The sequence below is a fragment of the Arcobacter sp. F2176 genome, assembly GCF_004116465.1.
GTDB classification, from domain to species: domain Bacteria; phylum Campylobacterota; class Campylobacteria; order Campylobacterales; family Arcobacteraceae; genus Arcobacter; species Arcobacter siniprincipis.
The window spans coordinates 243,903-263,464 of sequence record NZ_PDJV01000003.1; the positions used below are offsets into that span (position 1 = coordinate 243,903).

Here is a 19,562-nt window from a genome sequence, read left to right on the forward strand (position 1 = left end):
ATTCTTAAATTTATGATACCTTGGAAAATAAATGAAATACAATGAAGATACAAGAGTAAAAATACCATCTATATTGCATCTTACACGATTAGGATATAAGTATTTATCTTTGAAAAATTCCGAATGGGATATAAATACAAATATTTTTACAGATATCTTTAAATCTAGTATTGAAAGAATTAATAAAACAATAAATGATTTAGATTTAAATAAAGTTTACGAAGAGGTTTTTTTATTACTTGATTATGAAGATTTCGGTCAAGCTTTTTATCTAAGAATTATTGAAAAGTCTGGCATAAAACTTATAGATTTTGAAAACTTTGAAAACAACTCTTTTCACATAGTTACAGAACTTCCATGTAAAAATGGTGATGAAGAGTTTAGACCTGATATTACACTTTTAATTAATGGTATGCCATTGGTTTTTATAGAGGTTAAAAAACCAAATAATAAAGATGGTGTATTAGCAGAAAGAGAGAGAATAAATGTTAGGTTTTCAAATGATAGATTTAGAAAATTTATCAATATAACACAAATTATGGTATTTTCAAACAATATGGAATATGATGATAATTCTATTGAACCAATAGAGGGTGCATTTTATGCTACACCATCAAAAAATCCTATATTTAACTATTTTAGAGAAGAAGAAAAATTAAATTTAGCACAACTTTTAAATGATTTGGATAATAATACAGAAAATGAGATATTAAAAGACAATAATCTTGAAGTAATAAAAAACAATGCAGAGTTTATTACAAATAAATCACCTAACACTCCAACAAACAGATTGAGTACTTCGTTGTTTTCAAAAGACAGATTAAAGTTTTTGTTAGAGTTTGGAATTGCTTATGTAAAATCAAAAGATGGTCTACAAAAACATATCATGCGATACCCTCAAATATTTGCAACAAGAGCGATTGAAAGTAAACTTGATGAAGGTATAAAAAAAGGTATTATTTGGCATACACAAGGTAGTGGTAAAACAGCACTTGCTTTTTATAATGTCAGATATTTAACAAGCTATTTTCAAACTAAAAAAATCATTCCAAAGTTTTATTTTATTGTTGATAGATTAGATTTATTAACCCAAGCAAAAAAAGAGTTTACAGCAAGAGGTTTAAAAGTTCATACTATAGCAAGCCGTGAAGATTTTGCAAAAGATATTAAAAAAACTACTGCTATTCACAACGATAGAGGTGAATATGAAATTACAGTAGTAAATATTCAAAAATTTGAAGATGACCCTAATGTTATCTCTATTGTAGATTATGATATTAACATTCAAAGAGTATATTTCTTAGATGAAGTTCATAGAAGCTATAACCCAAAAGGAAATTTTTTAGCTAACTTAGAGACCTCTGATAAAAATGCAATAAAAATAGGACTAACAGGAACACCTCTTTTAGGAGAAGATACAAGCTCAAAATTATTGTTTGGTGATTATATTCACAAGTATTATTATAACTCTTCTATTGCTGATGGTTATACATTGAGACTTATAAGAGAAGAGATAGAGACAACTTATAAATTACAACTTCAAAAAGCTATTGAAGATATAGAAATCTTACAAGGTAACTTAAAAAAAGAAGAGGTTTATTCTCACAAAAAGTTTGTAGAACCAATGTTAGCTTATATTGTAAATGATTTTAAAAATAGTAAAGTAAGATTTGATGATGATTCTATAGGTGCAATGGTTATTTGTGATAGTTCAGCACAAGCTAAAAAAATGTATGAGATATTTCAGTTAAAATATGCAAAATTAGAAGCAATAAATAATGAAAACTTGTTAGAAAAACTTGTCTCTGAACCTCAAACTACTTATGGAATAAATGATACTGGAGTAAAAAGAGGAGACTTAACAGGTAAAATTATTCTACACGATACTGGAACTATACAAGAAAGAAAAGATTGGGTAGAAGAGTTTAAAGATGGTAAGATAGATATTTTATTTGTTGACAGAATGCTTCTCACAGGATTTGATGCTCCAAGACTTAAAAAACTATATCTGGGTAGAATCATAAGAAAACATGGCTTATTACAAGCTCTTACAAGGGTAAATCGTACATACAAAAAGTTCAAATATGGTTTTGTAGTAGATTTTGCAGATATTAGCAAGGAGTTTGATGCAACCAATAAAGCTTATTTTGAAGAGTTACAAAATGAACTTGGCAATGAGATAGAATCTTACTCTTCTCTTTTTAAATCAAAAGAAGAAATAGAAGAAGAGATAGAAAATATAAAAGATATATTGTTTGAATATGATACTTTAGATGCAGAAATATTTTCACAGCAAATATCTAAAATCCAAGATATTAAAAAGATGCAAGAGATAAAAAAAGTACTTGAAAATGCAAAAAGTCTATATAATCTTATAAGACTTTTTGGGCATTCAGAATTACTCGAAAAAATAGATTTTAGAAAATTAAATCTACTTTATAGAGAAGCTTCAAATCATCTAGATCTTTTAAATCAAAAATTAGCTTTAGAAAAAGGTGATGAAAATACAAATATAATAAATCTAGCTTTAGAAGATATAATTTTTAAATTTACAAAGATAAGTGAAGAAGAACTTATATTAGCAGATAAATTAAAAAATACTCTTAGAAAAACAAGAGAAGCTTTTCAAAATAATTTTGATAAAAAAGACCCTGAGTATATCACTTTAAAAGAAGAACTTGAAAGACTGTTTAAAAACAAAAATTTTAGTGAGATAACCCAAGATGAGATGAATGAAAATATTGGTGAACTCAAAAAAATAGATGAGAAAATAAGAGAGTTAAACAGACAAAATGACCTCTTAAAAGATAAGTACAAAGGTGATAGAAAATATGCAAGGATGCATAAAAGAATTAAGCAAAACAATATAACAGATAAGCAAAGTAGGATTTTTAATGCATTAGAGAAGATAAAAATACAGCTTGATGAAAAAGTTTTAAATAATAGTGCAATATTAAAACATGAAAACTTTTTTATAGCAGAAACTCAACCTATAGTAGATGTAGAGTTTGAAGATAACAATAAAATAGAATTGAATGATGAATCTTTTAGATACATTAACACTATGATAGCAACAGAATATCTAAATGAATACAACGGAGTAAACAATTGGTAATAGTAGAGTTTGAAAGAGAAACAAAAAAGTTAATAGATAGTTTAAAAGCAGTATGTGCAAATTTTGGACTTGGAAATGATGGAAATGAGTTCAAAATCATCACCCAAGTCTTTTTATACAAGTTTTTAAATGATAAATTTGCTTATGAGATTAAAAAAATAGATGAAAATATAAAAAATGCTCCAAGTTGGGAAGAATACTATACAAACTTAAGCCAAGAACAAAGAAACAAAATATTAAGACGAATAGGAGCAAAAGCAGCAAAGTTAAAACCAGAGTATCTTATAACACATCTGTTTAATATACAAGATAGTCCTGATTTTGCACAAACTTTTGATGATACCTTACATCAAATCTCTATAGAAAACAACGACATCTTTTCAGTAAAAACAGAAGGTGGAGCAAAAATAGAGCTTTTTGATACTTTGAGCAAATATATTATTGATGATAAAGATGCTTTTTTTAAAGCGATTATCAATAAGCTAGTAGCTTTTAGTTTTGAAAATATCTTTAATCAAAAGTATGATTTCTATGCAACTATATTTGAATACCTAATCAAAGATTATAACAGTGATAGTGGTGGAAAGTATGCAGAGTATTATACTCCCCATGCCGTTGCAAAAATCATGGCGGCTATTATGGTGGATGAAGGTGTTGCAAATGTAACTTGCTATGACCCAAGTGCAGGGAGTGGAACACTTTTGATGAATATAGCTCACGCCATAGGTGAAGATAGATGTAGTATCTACTCACAAGATATATCTCAAAAATCATCAAGTCTTTTACGACTAAATTTGATTTTAAATAACCTTGTGCACTCTATATCAAATGTGATTAAAGGAAATACTCTTTTAAGTCCATATCACAAAGAGGGTGACAGTTTACAAAAGTTTGATTATATCGTTTCAAATCCACCTTTTAAAACTGATTTTAGTGATTATAGAGATGATTTAGACTCTAAAGAAAATCACGATAGATTTTTTGCAGGTATTCCAAAAGTACCAGCAAAGAAAAAAGAGTCAATGGCTATTTATAGTATGTTTTTACAGCATATTATACATTCACTAAAAAAAGGTGGGAAAGCAGCAGTTGTAGTGCCAACTGGATTTATAACAGCTCAAAGTGGTATCGATAAAAAGATTAGAGAACATCTAATTGAAAAGAAAATGTTAGGTGGTGTTGTTTCAATGCCAAGTAATATCTTTGCTACAACAGGTACAAATGTATCTATTATATTTATAGATGATACAAATAAAGAAAATGTAGTGTTAATTGATGCTTCAAATCTAGGAAAAACTGTAAAAGATGGCAAGAATCAAAAAACAGTTTTACAAGAAGAGGAAGAACAAAAAATTATAGATACTTTTAATGATAAAAAAGTAGTTGATGATTTTTCTGTAGTTGTTTCTTATGATGATATAAAAGTTAAAAACTACTCATTTAGTGCAGGTCAATATTTTGATGTAAAGATTGAATATGTGGATATATCTAAAGATGAGTTTGATAATAAGATGAAAGGCTTTAGTGATAATCTTAAAGTTATGTTTAGAGAATCTAAAGTCTTGGAAGATGAGATAAAAAAGCAACTGTTGGGATTGGTTTATGAAGACTGAATATTTTAAAAATATTGTATTAAGAGAACATATTGATACAATTACTGATTATCATGCCAATGGAGCATACGAAAAGTTAAAAGAAAATATAACATTAAAATATAAACCTAGCTATGCAATTATGATTAGAACTTTAAACTTTGAATCAAATAACTTTGACAGTAATTTAATATATATAGATCAAAATGAATATGAATATCTTTCAAAGTCAAAAGTTTATTCTAATGATATTATAATGAATAAAATAGCTAATCCCGGTTCTGTTTATATAATGCCATATTTAAAACAGCCTGTGTCTTTGGCAATGAATTTATTTCTAATTAGATTCAAATGTACATTAAATCAAAGATTTATGTATTATTTAATGAAATATAACGAAAGTTATATAAAACAATTTGCAAATGGCACTACAACTAAGACTATAACAAAAGATTCAGTTAGAAATTTAAAATTTTATGTTCCAGAGAAACAATATCAAGATAAAATAGCAAATATTCTATCTTCTCTTGATTCAAAGATAGAAATAAACAATAGAATTAATAAAGAATTAGAAGCTATGGCAAAAACTCTTTATGATTATTGGTTTGTGCAGTTTGATTTTCCTGATGTTAATGGAAAACCTTATAAATCATCAGGTGGAAAAATGGTTTATAATCAAGAGTTAAAAAGAGAGATTCCTGAGAGATGGGAAGCCAAAACAATTGCACAATTTATTGGAAATAATAAAGGTGGAGATTGGGGAAAAGAAAAAGAAGAAGGGAATTACACTCAAAAGGTTTCTTGTGTTAGAGGTGCTGATTTAAATGGATTAAATGGTTTAGGAAGTGTAAATCCACCTGAAAGATTTATTTTAGAAAAAAATTCAAATAAAATTTTAGAATCTCATGATTTGATTGTTGAAATATCAGGAGGTAGTCCAACTCAATCAACGGGAAGAATTTCATTTGTTATTGATGAAACTATAAAAAGGTTTGAAAATCCTCTAGTATGTTCAAATTTTTGCAAATCATTTTCTTTAGAAAACCAAAAATATCTTTATTATTTCATTTATATGTGGAATAATTTATATGATAACCGCGTGTTATTTGGTTGGGAGGGAAAAACAAGTGGTATAAAAAATTTATTATTTGATTCTTTAACACAAAAATATTTTATTATTGTTCCCAATGAAAATATAAATCTAAAGTTTTATGAAAAAATGGATTCTTTTCATAAGATGAAACAAAGAAATTTAAAAGAAAATCAAGAACTAGCAAAATTAAGAGATTGGCTTCTTCCAATGCTTATGAATGGACAAGTAAGTGTGAAAGATAGTGAGTATAAAAACAGTCAAAATGACTTATTAGTAGCCCAACCAAAACCAGAGTATAATTAAATTTTTTGATATAATATAGCTTTAAAGGAATATTGATGACTAAAAGAATTTTAGATAAAGAAAATTTAAAAAAAGTTATAGAAACAACTCAAAATATTGAGGGATATTCTGAAGCCTCAAAAAAAGTAAAAGATGAAGCTAAAATAGTAAGAGAAAAATATGGCATCAAAGTATCAGCTAAAAGATAATTTATTTAAAATCCTAACATCTACAGAAGCCGAGCGTTTATTTTTCTCTTTTCTAAACAAGATTGCTAACTGTCAGAGTGTTTAAAAGTTGCATGCTGGAGTGAAACGACTAAATTCCAGAATGGACAAAATAGAAGTTTTAATAAGCGAGTTTTACCAAGCAGAAAAGATAAAAATAATAAGTGAGGGAACCTTTGGCTTCGCAGCCGTTGGTGGCTTTTTGTTTTACTTTTTGCCACCAAAAAGTGAAGAAGCGGAAATCTCAGATTTTCAAGAGAAAAGATTTTAAACATAAAATAATTGACTCTAGTCAAACTAATTTAAACTAAATTTGCTATGATTACAAAACAAAATAATAAAAATAAACTATACTTATACAGTAAGGAATTGACATGCAAGAAGAATTTAATGAATATTTTAACAGACAGATAAAACTTTGGGGGCAAGAGACTCAAGACTCGCTTCAAGGGAAAAAGGTAGCTATTATTGGAAGTGGTGGGCTTGGTTGTACACTTGGTATCGCACTTGGTGCTTCTGGAATAGGGGAGTTTACTTTAGTGGATTTTGATACTGTGGGTGTTCATAATATCCATAGACAAATAGGCTTTAGAGTTGGCGACGATGGAAAATATAAGTGTGATGTTTTAAAAGAACTTATTGAAGCTAGATGTCCTTATACAAAAGTTACTACTTATAAAGAGACTTTTCAAGAGTTTGCAAAAAGAGGTTTAGAGTTTGATCTTATCATTGATGGAACGGATAATCTTCTAACGCGTGCAGATATCAATGAATACTGCATAAATCATAATCAAGCTTGGATTTATGGAAGTGTTGAGGAGTTTCATGGGCAAGTTTGTTTTTTCGAAAAAGCCTCTTATGAAGCAGTATTTCAAGTAAATGATAGAAAACCAAATGGTATCGCTTGTCCTATTGTTATGCATGTGGGTTCTCTTCAAGCAAATTTAGCCATTAGATATTTAACAGGACTTCCAGTTAAAAAAGATGTTTTATATTATCTTTCTTTTGATGAAGAAGGTATTATAAATTACAAAAACTTTAAACTACCTACAAAGTAAAATATAGAGCAAAACTAGCTCTATATTTAAATACAAAAATCTTCAAAATAATTTTCCAAATAACCATTTTTTAAGCACTTTTTAGATATTATTTCCAAATTTTACTACATATATGGGGAACTTATAAATGCCAAAAAGAGAAGATATTAAATCTATATTATTAATCGGTTCTGGTCCTATTATTATTGGGCAAGCATGCGAATTTGATTATTCAGGAACACAAGCTACAAAGACATTAAAAGAGTTAGGTTATAGAGTTGTATTAATCAACTCAAATCCAGCAACTATTATGACAGATCCTGAATTTGCAGATAGAACTTATATCGAGCCAATTACAGAAGATATGATTGCAAAGATAATCAAAAAAGAGAATATTGACGCAATCTTACCAACTATGGGTGGACAAACAGCACTTAATGTTGCTACAACAATGTATGACAAAGGTATGCTTGATGGTGTTGCTTTTTTAGGTGCTCATCCAGATGCTATTAAAAAAGGTGAAGATAGACATCTTTTCAATGAAGCTATGATAAAAATCGGTATGGATTTACCAAAAAGTGCAAATGCATATAGCGTTGAAGAAGCTATAAAAGTAGCAAAAGAGATTGGTTTCCCAGTGATTTCTAGAGCATCTTTTACCCTTGCAGGTGGTGGTTCTGGTGTTGCTTACAATATGGAAGAGTTCAAAAAACTTGCAGAAATAGGAATAGAAGCAAGTCCAATCAATGAAATTGAGATTATGGAATCAATGCTTGGTTGGAAAGAATACGAAATGGAAGTTATCAGAGATAGAAAAGATAACTGTATCATCGTATGTTCTATAGAAAACTTAGACCCAATGGGTGTTCATACAGGAGATAGTGTTACTATCGCTCCTGCTCTTACTCTTACAGACAAAGAGTACCAAGATATGAGAAATGCTTCATTTGCTATTTTAAGAGAGATTGGTGTTGATACAGGTGGTTCAAATGTACAGTTTTCAATTTGTCCAAAAACTGGAAGAATGATAGTTATTGAGATGAATCCTAGAGTTTCTCGTTCTTCAGCACTTGCTTCTAAAGCTACTGGTTATCCTATTGCAAAAGTTGCAACGCTTCTTGCTGTTGGATTTACTCTTGATGAGATTGAAAATGATATTACAGGTACAACTGCATCTTTTGAGCCAGTTATTGATTATGTAGTTACTAAAATCCCTAGATTTACTTTTGAAAAATTCCCTAAAGCAGACTCTACACTTACAACTTCTATGAAATCTGTTGGTGAAGTTATGGCTATGGGTAGAACCTTTAACGAATCAATCCAAAAAGCACTTTGTTCTTTAGAGACTGGACTTTGTGGTTTTGACCCAATCAAAGCAGAAATGGAAAAAATCAAAGCTGAAATCAGAAGACCAAATTGTGATAGACTTTTATACTTGATGCAAGGTATGAGAGAAGGACTTACAAATGCAGAGATTTTTGAATTATCAAAAATAGATCCTTGGTTCTTGACTAAATTTAGACAAATCGTTGATATGGAAAAATCAATGGATGCTTCAATTTTAACTGACGAAGTTAAGATGAGAATAATCAAATCAAATGGATTTTCTGACAAGATGATTTCTATGCTTATTGGTAAAACAGAAGAAGAAGTTTATCAAGCAAGAAAAACTCTAAATGTAGATTTTGAATACAATGAAGTTGATACTTGTGCAGCTGAATTTAAAGCTCTTACTCCATATCTTTACTCTACTACAAATGTAACTAAAGTTCCTCAAGTAAATAAAATAACAGATGAGAAAAAAGTTATGATTATAGGTGGTGGACCAAATAGAATTGGACAAGGTATCGAGTTCGATTATTGTTGTGTTCATGCAAGTTTTGCCCTAAAAGAAATGGGTATCAAAACTATCATGTATAACTGTAACCCTGAAACTGTATCAACTGACTATGATACATCAGATATCTTATACTTCGAGCCAATTGATTTTGAACATGTAAGAAGCGTAGTAGAAAAAGAAAATCCAGATGGTGTTATAGTTCACTTTGGTGGGCAAACTCCACTTAAACTAGCAAATGCATTAACAGCTGCAGGAGCTAAAATCATAGGTACTACTGCTGAAGTTATTGACTTAGCAGAAGATAGAAAAAAATTCTCAAAATTTGTTGAAGATGCAGGACTTTTACAACCAGAAAATGGAACAGCAGTAGAAGTAGAAGAAGCTATTGAAATAGCTGAAAGAATTGGTTATCCAGTTCTTGTAAGACCTTCATTTGTACTTGGTGGAAGAGGGATGAAAATTGTCTATTCTACAAATGAGTTAAGACAATATATGGATGAAGCAGTATCTGTATCAAATGATGCTCCAGTACTTATTGACAAATTCCTTGATAGAGCAATTGAGCTTGATGTTGATTGTATTTGTGATGGAAAAGAAGTATATATTGGTGGAATCATGCAACATATTGAAGAAGCTGGTGTTCACTCAGGTGACTCAGCGTGTTCTTTACCTCCTGTTTCTATAAGTGATGAGTTAATCAAAGAACTTGAAACAAAAACAAAAAATATGGCACTAGGTCTTGGTGTTGTTGGTCTTATGAATACGCAATATGCTATTCATAAAGGGCAAATTTATCTTATCGAAGTTAATCCAAGAGCTTCAAGAACAGTTCCTTTTGTAAGTAAAGCAACTGGTATGCCTTTGGCAAAAGTGGCTACTAGAGTTATGTGGGGTGAGAGTTTAAGAAATGCTCTTGATACATATAATACTGAGCTTGTATGGGAAGATAATGGTGTATTAAAACCAATATTAAGAAACCATGTGGCTATCAAAGAAGCAGTTTTCCCATTCAATAAACTTAGTGGTTCTGATATGATATTAACTCCTGAGATGAAATCAACTGGTGAAGTTATGGGTATATCTGATAGTTTTGGTGAATCATATGCAAAAGCACAAAGTGCTGCTAAAAATGATATTCCAACAGAGGGGAAAGTATTTATTTCATTATGTGATTTAGATAAGGAATTTGCACCAAAAATCGCTAAAGGCCTTAAAGATGAAGGTTTTACAGTAGTTGCTACTGGTGGAACACATAAAGCAATTGCCGATGCTGGAATTGAGTGTGAGAAAGTTCTTAAAATCTCTGAAGGTAGACCAAATATTATTGACTCTATTACAAATGGTGAAATTGCCCTTGCAATTAACACAAGTGATGGAAAAGAGTCATCAAAAGATGATGGTAAAAATATCAGAAGATCAGTTTTAAAAATGAATGTAACATATGTAACAACAGCAGCAGCAGCTTTCGCTTGTCTTGAAGCTATGAAAGAAATTAGAAAAAAAGATGGATTGTCTCCAAAATCAATTCAAGAATTTCTAAGCAGATAATATGAACCCAAACTCTGTTTATTTGGTACAAACAGATACAACTGTTGGCTTTTCATCAAATGATAATGAAAAGCTAGCAGTTATAAAAAAAAGACCCAAAACACAAAAAATACTAAGAACTGTAGACTCTTTTAAGACTTTACAAAACTTCACAAGAATCCCAAACAACCATAAAAGAAGAGTAAGAAACTCTAAAAATAGTACTTTTATATATCCCAATAATGAGTCATTTAGAGTTATAAGTAAAGATTCTAGTTTTTATGACTTTATAAAAAAGTTCAATGTTCTTTATTCTTCTTCAGCAAATGAGACCAAAAAAAACTTTGAAGAAGAGTATGCTAAAGATGTCTCAGATGTAGTTGTAATACAAAAAAATGGTTTTTTTGAAGATATTCCTTCTAAATTATATAAGCTAAATAAAATTAAAGTTAAGAAATTAAGATAATCTAAGACTTTATTAAGTCATAAGTCCATAAAATAAATATTATTCATAAAAGGCTACTCATGTTTTTACATAGAGAAAATGAACTTGAAATATTACAAAAAGACTTCTCTATCCCTAACTCATCATTTAATTTTATTTTTGGAAGAAGAAAGATAGGTAAAACATCATTTGTAAACTCTTATATAAGTGGTAAAAATAGCTTTTATATCTCTTTTTTAGAGATGATGAATTTAATTACTTTTCAAACTATTCATAAAAATATCGAAAACTTTTTAAATAAAAAAGTGGATATTTTTGATACTTTTGAATCTTTTTTAAAAGTAATAGCAAAAGAGACCTTTGAAGAAAAATTGATTTTAGTATTAGATGACTTTCAAAATCTAATCAAAGTAGAAAAAGATGCCTTAAGTCTTTTTTATAAGGCTTGGAATAAAGAGCTAAGTTCTTCAAATATCCAAGTTATTATTTTATCATCTATTTGTTCTAGTAATAAAGATGATGAATATATTTACAAAAAATCTTCAAACATAATAAAACTAGATAAATTACCATACGCTAGTATTAAAGAATTTATTCCTGATGTTCAAGCTGGTGATATAATGCATATCTTTAGCGCTTATGGTACAAACCCTGATTATCTAAAACTATATGACCCTAAAAAAGATTTTCTTTTAAATATAAAAGAGAATTTTTTAAGTTATGATGGAATCTTTTTCAATGAAGGTATGGATTTTTTGAAAAAAGATTTGAATGAAATCTCAACATACTCATCAATACTTTATGCCATAGCTTTAGGAAACAGTAAAATTGGAGCAATAGCAGACTTTTTAAACCTAAAATCAACTTATCTCACACGATATTTGCAAAAACTAATTGACATAATGATTATCAAAAAATATGTACCTATAAATGAAGATATAAAAAAGAGCAAGTTTGGAAGATATGAGATTGAAGACAATTTTATGAGATTTTGGTTTTGTTATATATATCCTAATTATTCAACTCTTCAAAAGGGTGATACTAGTAGTGTGGTTAGTAATATAAAAGAAGACTTTACAAAACGACTTGTGCAAAGCAGTTATAAAATGCATATTTTAAGTCTAATTAAAAATGATCCATATAAATACTTAGGTTTTATTCCAAATAATCTTGGAAGTTGGTGGAATAATAAAGATACCAATATCGATATTATCGCTTATGATTCTAAAAATATTATCTTTATTGATACAAAGTGGAGAGATACTCAAGAGCTAGAAGAAAGCTATGCTATATTAAAAAATAAATCCGATGAATTTAAAACTACTCTAAATAAAAAATATATCATATTCTCGAAAATTTCCCCTGCGAAATTTAGCTAAAGGATTTTAAGTGGCTACAAGTATTACAGTTAAAAGTCCAAATGGTGAAAGCACAATATATGAAGTTAGCTTATTTGATGTCATAGATATAAAAAAAGGTGACTATGTACTTGTACCAGAGCGACCTGAATTATTAGACTTAGAAATTATTGATGATTCTTTAAAAATAAAGTTTCCAGATGGAAATAGTGTAGTAGTGAAAGATATAATTACTTTTATCAAGCAAAATAATGCAACAGATACCCATGGGCTTATGGATAAATTAGATACCTCTGCCATATCTTTTTTAGATGAAAAAGGTGATTTTGAAGAAATAGATTTAGTAGATAAACTTTTAGCCCTGATTGAAAAATCACCAAAAGCTAAAGAAAGCCTTTCTCCTATTGAAAGTGATGAAAGTGACACTCATGTATCAGATACTAATCTTACAAGCGATAATAGACCCACAATAAGAGGTATAACAGAAAGTGGCGCAAGAGTAACTATCACAGATGATGCTGGAAATATTTTAGGAAGTACAATAGCAGATGAAGATGGAAACTACTCAATAACGACAAGTGAACTTTCAAATGGAACACAAAACTTGAAAATAACAGCCACTGATAAAGAAGGGAATTCAGGAACAGAGATTCAAACTATCACTGTAAATAGCTCAGAATCAGATATCAAAAAATTTGAGATAACAAACATATCAGATGCAAATGAAGAGTACTCTTATATAAATATAAGTGGTAAAGGATTGGAAAGTAAAAATAGTGTATCAATATTTGATGAAGATGGCATAAAAGTTGCCACTACAACTATAATAGAAGATAGAACTTGGAATGTAAGTTTCTCAAACTTTGCAGGAACACCTGTGAGTAATAAAGAGTTTTTTAAAGCAATAGAGAATGATATAGCAGGAAATGATATAGCACAAATAGATAGTAATCATTATTGGAATGAAAAGCTAAGTTCTTTAGCTAATGAGCCAACAGATGAGTTTGAGACGGCAGATATTGCAAAGGAAAAGGGTACTACAGATACAATAGCATCTGTTGAAAATGGAAGTATGCTAAGTGATACTGAAATTAAAAGCGATGTTTTAGAAGATGATATGACAAGCGTATTTGATGAATTAGCTATTGTAGAGAGTTTAGAAAATAGTATTGAAGAATATGGAAGTGATGAAAGTATTTCTATTGCTGAAGAAGATATTGAGTACGAAGATGATCTTAGTTACATAGAAGATGACTTTTTAAATGATGTTCAAATAGAATCTCTTCCTACTACTAAAGATTTGACTTTAACTGGCATGGAAGAAAGTGTTGAAGATGATATATTAGAGCAATCAAATAATGAGGATATAAAAAAAGAAAATGACGATGTACCTCTTCATGTAGAAGAGCCAGAAGTAGAAACTTCTATGGATAATGAGATATCAATAAATGATGCTATAGATAATAACGATGAGATAGATTCAATCGTACCAGTTGATGAAACGGAAGAAGTACAAAAATACGCAAAAGATTGGCTAAAAACAGGTGTTCAAGTAAAAGATGGCGATGATATATTTGAGGTATGGACAAAAGATGATGCCACAGTATATGTTGATATCTCAACAACACTAATAGATATCTAAACTAAAAAAAGAGATATTCAGCCTCTTTTTCTTAAATTTCCCCTTACTTTTAAGCATAAATAAAAAGAATCTAAACTATAATTCCACTCTTCGACCCCGTCGTCTAGTGGCCAAGGACGACAGGATTTCCTCCTGTAAACTCAAGTTCGAATCTTGACGGGGTCGCCACCGATATAAAGGTGATTGCTGAAGATTTTAGAATATAAAAAAAAGCCTCTTGTGATACTTTTGGTGATACTTTTATATTTTATAGATTGTAGTAATTAAAGAATTACCCCGTAATTTCACAATTACCCCCTAGTAAAATAACTAATTACCCCCTGGTAATTTCACAATTACCCCCTAGTATAAGTATTGATTACCCCCTGGTAATTATAGAATTACCCCTATGCTATCTTAGAGCCTATTTCATCATATATAGAAAATGAAATTTGCTACATATACAGAGTTCCAATTACTTTTTTACAATACACTAGTACACTACAGTTAAATTATTTTTAATAATAAGAAATTAATTTTAGAAAGATACAATACGAGCATGACATAAAAGTCAAATATATAGATAAGATTTAAAGTTGAGAAGAAGAGAAAAGTTAAATAATCTCTTCTTTTTATTTTGTAAAAGTTTTATTATATAAAATATACTATTGAAAAAGAAGAAACAATCAGTATAAGTAAAAAAATAATATCAAATATAGTAAAACCTTTTTTTGTCTTTTTATAATTTCCAAATGCCAACCCAATACCTGATAAAATTGTAATAATAGTTAAAAACCCATGTTCCCAATGATTAAAAGAAATAGTACCATATTCTATAAATTCAATTATTTTCATAGGAGCAAGAACTAAAACTAAACCTAATATTGTTAATAATATGTTTTTATTCATTGTTTATTTCTCCCTTTTTTCTACATTAATATTATAATAAGACAAAACAGCTTGACGAATTAAATAAGCTTTAGATCTATTTTCTTTTTCTGCTATTTTTATTAATGCAGCTTGTTCTTCTTCTGTAAAATTTGTAGTTTCTGCCACATTTAACGGATTATTTACTTTTGGGCGTCCACCTTTTTTAGGTTTATCAGTTTTAGAAGTAGCAGCATTAATTAGTTCTCTACCTCTAGCTTGATTTAAAAAATCTAATCTTTTATCTTTTGCCATAATTTAGCCTTTTATTTTTTCTTTTATTTCTTCTACTAAAGATAATACATTTAACCCAGGTGTAGTTAATGTTTGTTCTGTTGCAGATTTACCACTTAGAATCATTTTTGAATATACAGACGAATTTCTAATAATTGTATTGAAGATATTAAAATTTAGTTCCTTTGCTCTATTGGATAATACTTCAAAATCTGATTTATTATTATGATGTATTCTATTAGCTAAAATAGTACAATCAATGTCAATTCCATTTTTCTTTTGTTCACTAATTACACTAAGTAAAATATTTTCAAAATCTGCAAATCCTACAATGTCATTATCAGAACCCGACAAAGGAACAATGATAATATCTGATATCATTAATGCAGTTCTGAAAAAATCAGAATCAAATCCCCCTAAATCAATTAAAACTAATTCATCTTTTGAATTACTAATGAATTCAACTAAATCATTTATAGAACTAACACTTACCATATTAATTTTATTTTCACGGTGATTATTAAAAGTCGTAAATTGTTTTTTTGGATCTAAATCTATAACAGTTAATTTAAATTCTTTTTCTAATACGGGAGCAACATTTATAATAGTAGTACTTTTCCCAACTCCACCCTTATCGTGTGCAAAACTAATTACTTTCATTGTTTAACCTTTTTTATATTTATATACAGTATTTTACAATTAAATACAGTATTTAACATTAATTAAATAATACAGCTTGAGTATCATCGAAATTTGTTTTAATACTGTAACCAATATCTTTTAATGTCATTTCGTACTCTTCACTATTTAAATGATCTATATTATAAATTTTCGCTTTTAATTGTGTAACTTTTGATAAATCACCAGGTACATTTTTTAAACTAACGATATCTATATTTTGATTGTTTGGAAGTCTAACTATTAATTGACTTTTAGATTCATAAAAACTCAATAATGCTTGATTGTCTTTTTCATTTTCAATCATTAAATTAGTTTCATTTCCCGTATCAAGATTAACAACTGTTAATTGGTACTGTAAGTTATTAAACAATAGATTTCCTTTATCTCTGTACACTAAAGCTTTGTTATCTTTAAAAGCAAGAACAGTACCTTTAAAATCAATTTCTTTATTGTTTAATATATTTACTATTTCATACTTATTATAACTTGGTGCATTAATAACATAAACAATATATTTATTAGTGTAAATTATACTTGAGATAATTCGAGCTGTTCCAAAATATAAACTTTTTTCTTTTAAATCTTTTCTAATTTCTTTAAGAGCTGTTCCATCAAAAGAATATAACTTGTCAAATTTTCTATAAGTAATTTGATTATTGTATATTTTTTTTAAACCAAAATATAAAGTATTGTTTTTATCTGTATCATTAAAAATTATAACTCTATATCTATAATCAAAATTAACAACTTTTTTATTTTCTTTTACATCATATAAATTAAAAATACTATTTCCATTTGAATTAGAAAATCTAACTTGATATACTTTACCATTGATAATAAAATTTTTATTGTTATCTTCCGACATACTTATATCATTATCCATTAAATTAGCTTCACGCCATAATTGATAATAACTTTTATCATCTTTTTTATTCTCAACTACATTATGATCTAATTTAATACTTTGTGAAGTATGGTAAATCATTTCATTTTGTTTTGTAGCACCTAAATTCCCGAAATCTTGCGAACAACCATTTAATAAAAATAAAGTTGCAGCAGCCATTAAAACCAAGTAAATCTTTTTCATTGTTTCTCCTTATATTTCTTATACTTTATTATACCATAATAAACAGTAAAATACATTAAATTAATGTTTAATACAGTAAAAAACTGTATTAAAAAAATAGCAGCATAAAAGTAGCTGCTAATTAAGACCTGGTACGAATTAATTTTTTAAAGAATTAATTAAATTTTCTTCAAGTATTTTTTTATCATTTATAAGTTTATGATTTTCTTCTAATAACTCTAGAAAATAAATAAACCATGACGGAAAATTACCACTTGGCAAAAACCATTTTTCAACAGTTCTTTTAGGAATATTAATAACAGTCATTAGATCTTTATAATTTTTAATTCCTAACAATTCTAATCTTTTTAAAATTTCTTCTTTTTCCATTTTGATACCTATTTTAAATTTTTTTTAGTATAATGTTTTTCATGTTTAATAATATTGAAATACTAATCATTTTTATAATTTTTATTGCTTTTTGTCTTTACTTTAAAGATAATCCAAAAGTAAAAGAATTCTTAGACTTACTAACTTAATTCATTTTCAGGTTGGCTTTTTCTTTTATATTTTTTTGCATGTCTAAATGCTCCTTTAATAAAAATTCTATAAGGCACTTTTTCTAATCCTTGCTTTTCTATTTTGTGCCTAAAAATTGATATAGCAATTCCACTCATTAAGCCTAAAATGGCTAATAATCCTATTATTAAATTTCCAAACATTTTAATCCTTTATTCTTTGAATAATAAAACCATTTGGTCTTGTTATTGTTATTACTTTATCATTTAAATTTATAGTCCAAAATTCATTTAAAGATTTATCTTTTGTAATCAAATAAACTTTAGTTTTGGATTTATCTATAATTCCAAAATTTGTGCAATTCATATTTTTTGATACACCAATAATAAAACCTTTAGCTTGACTACATTTAATTTTTCCATTTATTATTATTGCTTTTTCAGTATCACTAATTTTAAACATTGTACCATCTGCAATAAATAAATCTTTAGGCATTAATGAATCAATCATTGACATAAGGCTACTTTTAATTGAAACATCTTGAGAAAATAAACTTGTTCCAACTAATATAACTATTACTAATATTTTTTTCATTTGCTCTGCTCCTAATTTTCTTTTGTTGATATGTTTTTTTCATTTTTTATTCCCAAAATCTATAACTAGGGCAAAAAATCCAAATTATAATAAGAATGACTGTTCCAATAAGAATAGCAAAAGCAGGAGTGTTATTTTTTATTAAATCATCTATATATATAAATAGTCCTTTTAACTTCCCATTTTCTTTTATTTTGCTTTTTTTATCCTTAATATCTTTTTTTCCTGATATTAATTCTTTTCTTTTCTCAAAAAGATACTCGTTAAATTTCATCATTGTTAAAATAGATATTACAATAGCAACAATAGATATTATTATTGCTACTATGCTTATTAAATCTGTATCAGTCATTTTCTGCCCCTTTTGATTTATTTAAATTGTATAGATAAGTATTTAAAGAAGTATTACCTTTATCAGCTGGAGCAATAACCACACTATGAGCATTATCATTTTTAATTGAATCTATTTCTTGAGGTACTTGTGTTTTTAATAAATTTTTATATAAAAATAAAGAAGTAGTTTTAGTTCTTCTTTTTTTAAATTTTACAATACTATAAAATTTATTTAAAGTTTTCTTTTGATAAATTTCTAATGTATCACCCTTGTTTATACATATACATATATCTTCTTTTAATTTTTTCTTTTGTTGATATGTTTTTTTCATAATTACCCTTTAATTGATACTATTTTATCATGCACTTCTTCTGCTTTATTAATAATAGTAACTTTGTTATCTTTATCAAAAAATACTTCCAAAACATTCTCTTTTAGCTTCATATATTTAATTTGGTTTATAAAAATTGTAACTTTTCCATCTTTTGAACCTATTGTTATACTATTCATTTTTCCTACCTTTATCTTTCAAAAATTCCATCTATTATTAATTTAATAAGTCCATTGCCTGATATTAAATTAATATTGCCACTTAGAGCCAAATTATTATAAACTAATTTGCCACTTTTCCCCGTGTGAACAAATAAGCCTTTATATGCTTTTTCTTTTTTTATTTGTTCATCTAGTTTATTTATATCACTTGCATTTATATATTTTGAGTATCTTTTGACCTGTACTAAATATAATCTTTTTTCATTCTCTACAATATGAATAAATCTCCCATCTACTCCACCGTCACCCGTGTATTTTTCATTTCTTATAATATCAATATCTTTTCTTTTCTCAAGAGTATTTAAAATTAACTCTTCCATTACAAACGGGTCAATTTTTCTTAAATATGAAAATATTTGCCCTTGATGTTCAAAGGCTCTAATCTTTGCTAATGTTTTATTAGCTGATTTTTTTCTCCATGCGTGAGATTTTTTTTCTCTAGTTCTAAAGAATAACCACAAGCAAAAACAAGAAAATATTACTACAGTGCTATAATAAAATATTTCTTCTATTCTCAT

General features: G+C 27.8%; 21 protein-coding genes and 1 tRNA gene. 11 read left to right on the forward strand and 11 right to left on the reverse strand.

The features are described 5' to 3' along the window. Positions 1-31 precede the first annotated feature (31 nt). The 11 genes from CRU95_RS04455 (at position 32) to CRU95_RS16570 (ending at position 14,326) form a co-directional block, all read left to right on the forward strand. A complete protein-coding gene (locus CRU95_RS04455) occupies positions 32-3,115 on the forward strand; it encodes a type I restriction endonuclease subunit R (RefSeq protein ID WP_129099946.1) in 3,084 nt (1,027 codons plus the stop codon). After that, positions 3,109-4,728: a class I SAM-dependent DNA methyltransferase gene (locus CRU95_RS04460; protein ID WP_129099947.1), complete on the forward strand. Its 1,620-nt coding sequence runs from the start codon at positions 3,109-3,111 to the stop codon at positions 4,726-4,728. The genes CRU95_RS04455 and CRU95_RS04460 overlap by 7 nt, the downstream gene beginning before the upstream one ends. After that, complete coding sequence (locus CRU95_RS04465) at positions 4,718-6,103, forward strand: restriction endonuclease subunit S (protein ID WP_129099948.1); 1,386 nt, start codon at positions 4,718-4,720, stop codon at positions 6,101-6,103. Before CRU95_RS04460 ends, CRU95_RS04465 begins: the two co-directional genes overlap by 11 nt. 35 nt (positions 6,104-6,138) lie before the next feature. Next, positions 6,139-6,291, forward strand: a complete 153-nt coding sequence (locus CRU95_RS16560) for a hypothetical protein (protein ID WP_164969723.1) — start codon at positions 6,139-6,141, stop codon at positions 6,289-6,291. A 121-nt stretch (positions 6,292-6,412) separates the two neighbouring features. Beyond that, positions 6,413-6,580 carry a hypothetical protein gene (locus tag CRU95_RS16565; protein ID WP_164969724.1) on the forward strand — a complete coding sequence of 56 codons (168 nt, stop codon included), beginning with the start codon at positions 6,413-6,415 and terminating at the stop codon, positions 6,578-6,580. Positions 6,581-6,683: 103 nt separating this feature from the next. Next, entirely contained in the window at positions 6,684-7,367 is a 684-nt protein-coding gene (locus CRU95_RS04470) for a ThiF family adenylyltransferase (protein ID WP_129099949.1), read from the forward strand. A 127-nt stretch (positions 7,368-7,494) separates the two neighbouring features. After that, a complete protein-coding gene (carB, locus tag CRU95_RS04475) occupies positions 7,495-10,734 on the forward strand; it encodes a carbamoyl-phosphate synthase large subunit (RefSeq protein WP_129099950.1) in 3,240 nt (1,079 codons plus the stop codon). A 1-nt stretch (position 10,735) separates the two neighbouring features. Then, entirely contained in the window at positions 10,736-11,179 is a 444-nt protein-coding gene (locus CRU95_RS04480) for a Sua5 YciO YrdC YwlC family protein (protein WP_129099951.1), read from the forward strand. 59 nt (positions 11,180-11,238) lie between these two features. Further along, a complete protein-coding gene (locus CRU95_RS04485; protein ID WP_129099952.1) occupies positions 11,239-12,537 on the forward strand; it encodes an ATP-binding protein in 1,299 nt (432 codons plus the stop codon). A gap of 10 nt (positions 12,538-12,547) precedes the next feature. Further along, positions 12,548-14,158: an Ig-like domain-containing protein gene (locus CRU95_RS04490; protein WP_129099953.1), complete on the forward strand. Its 1,611-nt coding sequence runs from the start codon at positions 12,548-12,550 to the stop codon at positions 14,156-14,158. A 92-nt stretch (positions 14,159-14,250) separates the two neighbouring features. Next, positions 14,251-14,326: transfer RNA gene (locus tag CRU95_RS16570), tRNA-Glu, on the forward strand. A 462-nt stretch (positions 14,327-14,788) separates the two neighbouring features. Here CRU95_RS16570 and CRU95_RS04495 read toward each other — a convergent pair. From CRU95_RS04495 to CRU95_RS04540, 11 genes are all read right to left on the reverse strand, one after another. Further along, complete coding sequence (locus CRU95_RS04495; protein WP_129099954.1) at positions 14,789-15,046, reverse strand: hypothetical protein; 258 nt, start codon at positions 15,044-15,046, stop codon at positions 14,789-14,791. Between the two features lie 3 nt (positions 15,047-15,049). Beyond that, positions 15,050-15,319, reverse strand: coding sequence for a ribbon-helix-helix protein, CopG family (locus CRU95_RS04500; protein ID WP_129099955.1), 270 nt, complete (start codon positions 15,317-15,319; stop codon positions 15,050-15,052). Between the two features lie 3 nt (positions 15,320-15,322). Further along, a complete protein-coding gene (locus tag CRU95_RS04505) occupies positions 15,323-15,958 on the reverse strand; it encodes a ParA family protein (protein WP_129099956.1) in 636 nt (211 codons plus the stop codon). A gap of 58 nt (positions 15,959-16,016) precedes the next feature. Then, the gene (locus tag CRU95_RS04510; RefSeq protein ID WP_129099957.1) at positions 16,017-17,066 is read right to left on the reverse strand and encodes a lipoprotein; all 1,050 of its coding nucleotides are present in this window, start codon (positions 17,064-17,066) and stop codon (positions 16,017-16,019) included. Between the two features lie 138 nt (positions 17,067-17,204). Next, positions 17,205-17,435, reverse strand: coding sequence for an XRE family transcriptional regulator (locus tag CRU95_RS04515; protein WP_129099958.1), 231 nt, complete (start codon positions 17,433-17,435; stop codon positions 17,205-17,207). Between the two features lie 140 nt (positions 17,436-17,575). Next, a complete protein-coding gene (locus CRU95_RS04520) occupies positions 17,576-17,767 on the reverse strand; it encodes a hypothetical protein (protein ID WP_129099959.1) in 192 nt (63 codons plus the stop codon). Between the two features lies 1 nt (position 17,768). After that, a complete protein-coding gene (locus tag CRU95_RS04525) occupies positions 17,769-18,158 on the reverse strand; it encodes a hypothetical protein (RefSeq protein ID WP_129099960.1) in 390 nt (129 codons plus the stop codon). Between the two features lie 46 nt (positions 18,159-18,204). Next, the gene (locus CRU95_RS04530; protein ID WP_129099961.1) at positions 18,205-18,510 is read right to left on the reverse strand and encodes a hypothetical protein; all 306 of its coding nucleotides are present in this window, start codon (positions 18,508-18,510) and stop codon (positions 18,205-18,207) included. Then, a complete protein-coding gene (locus CRU95_RS04535; RefSeq protein ID WP_129099962.1) occupies positions 18,503-18,823 on the reverse strand; it encodes a hypothetical protein in 321 nt (106 codons plus the stop codon). Before CRU95_RS04535 ends, CRU95_RS04530 begins: the two co-directional genes overlap by 8 nt. A 2-nt stretch (positions 18,824-18,825) precedes the next feature. Continuing rightward, the gene (locus tag CRU95_RS16575; protein ID WP_164969725.1) at positions 18,826-19,002 is read right to left on the reverse strand and encodes a hypothetical protein; all 177 of its coding nucleotides are present in this window, start codon (positions 19,000-19,002) and stop codon (positions 18,826-18,828) included. A gap of 11 nt (positions 19,003-19,013) precedes the next feature. After that, positions 19,014-19,562, reverse strand: coding sequence for a restriction endonuclease (locus CRU95_RS04540; RefSeq protein WP_129099963.1), 549 nt, complete (start codon positions 19,560-19,562; stop codon positions 19,014-19,016).

Coding starts and splice junctions, on each gene's coding strand:
- CRU95_RS04515 (WP_129099958.1), bottom strand. CDS start 17,435: ATGGAAAAAGAAGAAATTTTAAAAAGATTAGAATTGTTAGGAATTAAA.
- CRU95_RS04485 (WP_129099952.1), top strand. CDS start 11,239: ATGTTTTTACATAGAGAAAATGAACTTGAAATATTACAAAAAGACTTC.
- CRU95_RS04535 (WP_129099962.1), bottom strand. CDS start 18,823: ATGAAAAAAACATATCAACAAAAGAAAAAATTAAAAGAAGATATATGT.
- CRU95_RS16560 (WP_164969723.1), top strand. CDS start 6,139: ATGACTAAAAGAATTTTAGATAAAGAAAATTTAAAAAAAGTTATAGAA.
- CRU95_RS04470 (WP_129099949.1), top strand. CDS start 6,684: ATGCAAGAAGAATTTAATGAATATTTTAACAGACAGATAAAACTTTGG.
- CRU95_RS04525 (WP_129099960.1), bottom strand. CDS start 18,158: ATGAAAAAAATATTAGTAATAGTTATATTAGTTGGAACAAGTTTATTT.
- CRU95_RS04520 (WP_129099959.1), bottom strand. CDS start 17,767: ATGTTTGGAAATTTAATAATAGGATTATTAGCCATTTTAGGCTTAATG.
- CRU95_RS04455 (WP_129099946.1), top strand. CDS start 32: ATGAAATACAATGAAGATACAAGAGTAAAAATACCATCTATATTGCAT.
- CRU95_RS16565 (WP_164969724.1), top strand. CDS start 6,413: ATGGACAAAATAGAAGTTTTAATAAGCGAGTTTTACCAAGCAGAAAAG.
- CRU95_RS04500 (WP_129099955.1), bottom strand. CDS start 15,319: ATGGCAAAAGATAAAAGATTAGATTTTTTAAATCAAGCTAGAGGTAGA.
- CRU95_RS04530 (WP_129099961.1), bottom strand. CDS start 18,510: ATGACTGATACAGATTTAATAAGCATAGTAGCAATAATAATATCTATT.
- carB (WP_129099950.1), top strand. CDS start 7,495: ATGCCAAAAAGAGAAGATATTAAATCTATATTATTAATCGGTTCTGGT.
- CRU95_RS04465 (WP_129099948.1), top strand. CDS start 4,718: ATGAAGACTGAATATTTTAAAAATATTGTATTAAGAGAACATATTGAT.
- CRU95_RS04480 (WP_129099951.1), top strand. CDS start 10,736: ATGAACCCAAACTCTGTTTATTTGGTACAAACAGATACAACTGTTGGC.
- CRU95_RS04540 (WP_129099963.1), bottom strand. CDS start 19,562: ATGAGAATAGAAGAAATATTTTATTATAGCACTGTAGTAATATTTTCT.
- CRU95_RS04510 (WP_129099957.1), bottom strand. CDS start 17,066: ATGAAAAAGATTTACTTGGTTTTAATGGCTGCTGCAACTTTATTTTTA.
- CRU95_RS16575 (WP_164969725.1), bottom strand. CDS start 19,002: ATGAATAGTATAACAATAGGTTCAAAAGATGGAAAAGTTACAATTTTT.
- CRU95_RS04505 (WP_129099956.1), bottom strand. CDS start 15,958: ATGAAAGTAATTAGTTTTGCACACGATAAGGGTGGAGTTGGGAAAAGT.
- CRU95_RS04495 (WP_129099954.1), bottom strand. CDS start 15,046: ATGAATAAAAACATATTATTAACAATATTAGGTTTAGTTTTAGTTCTT.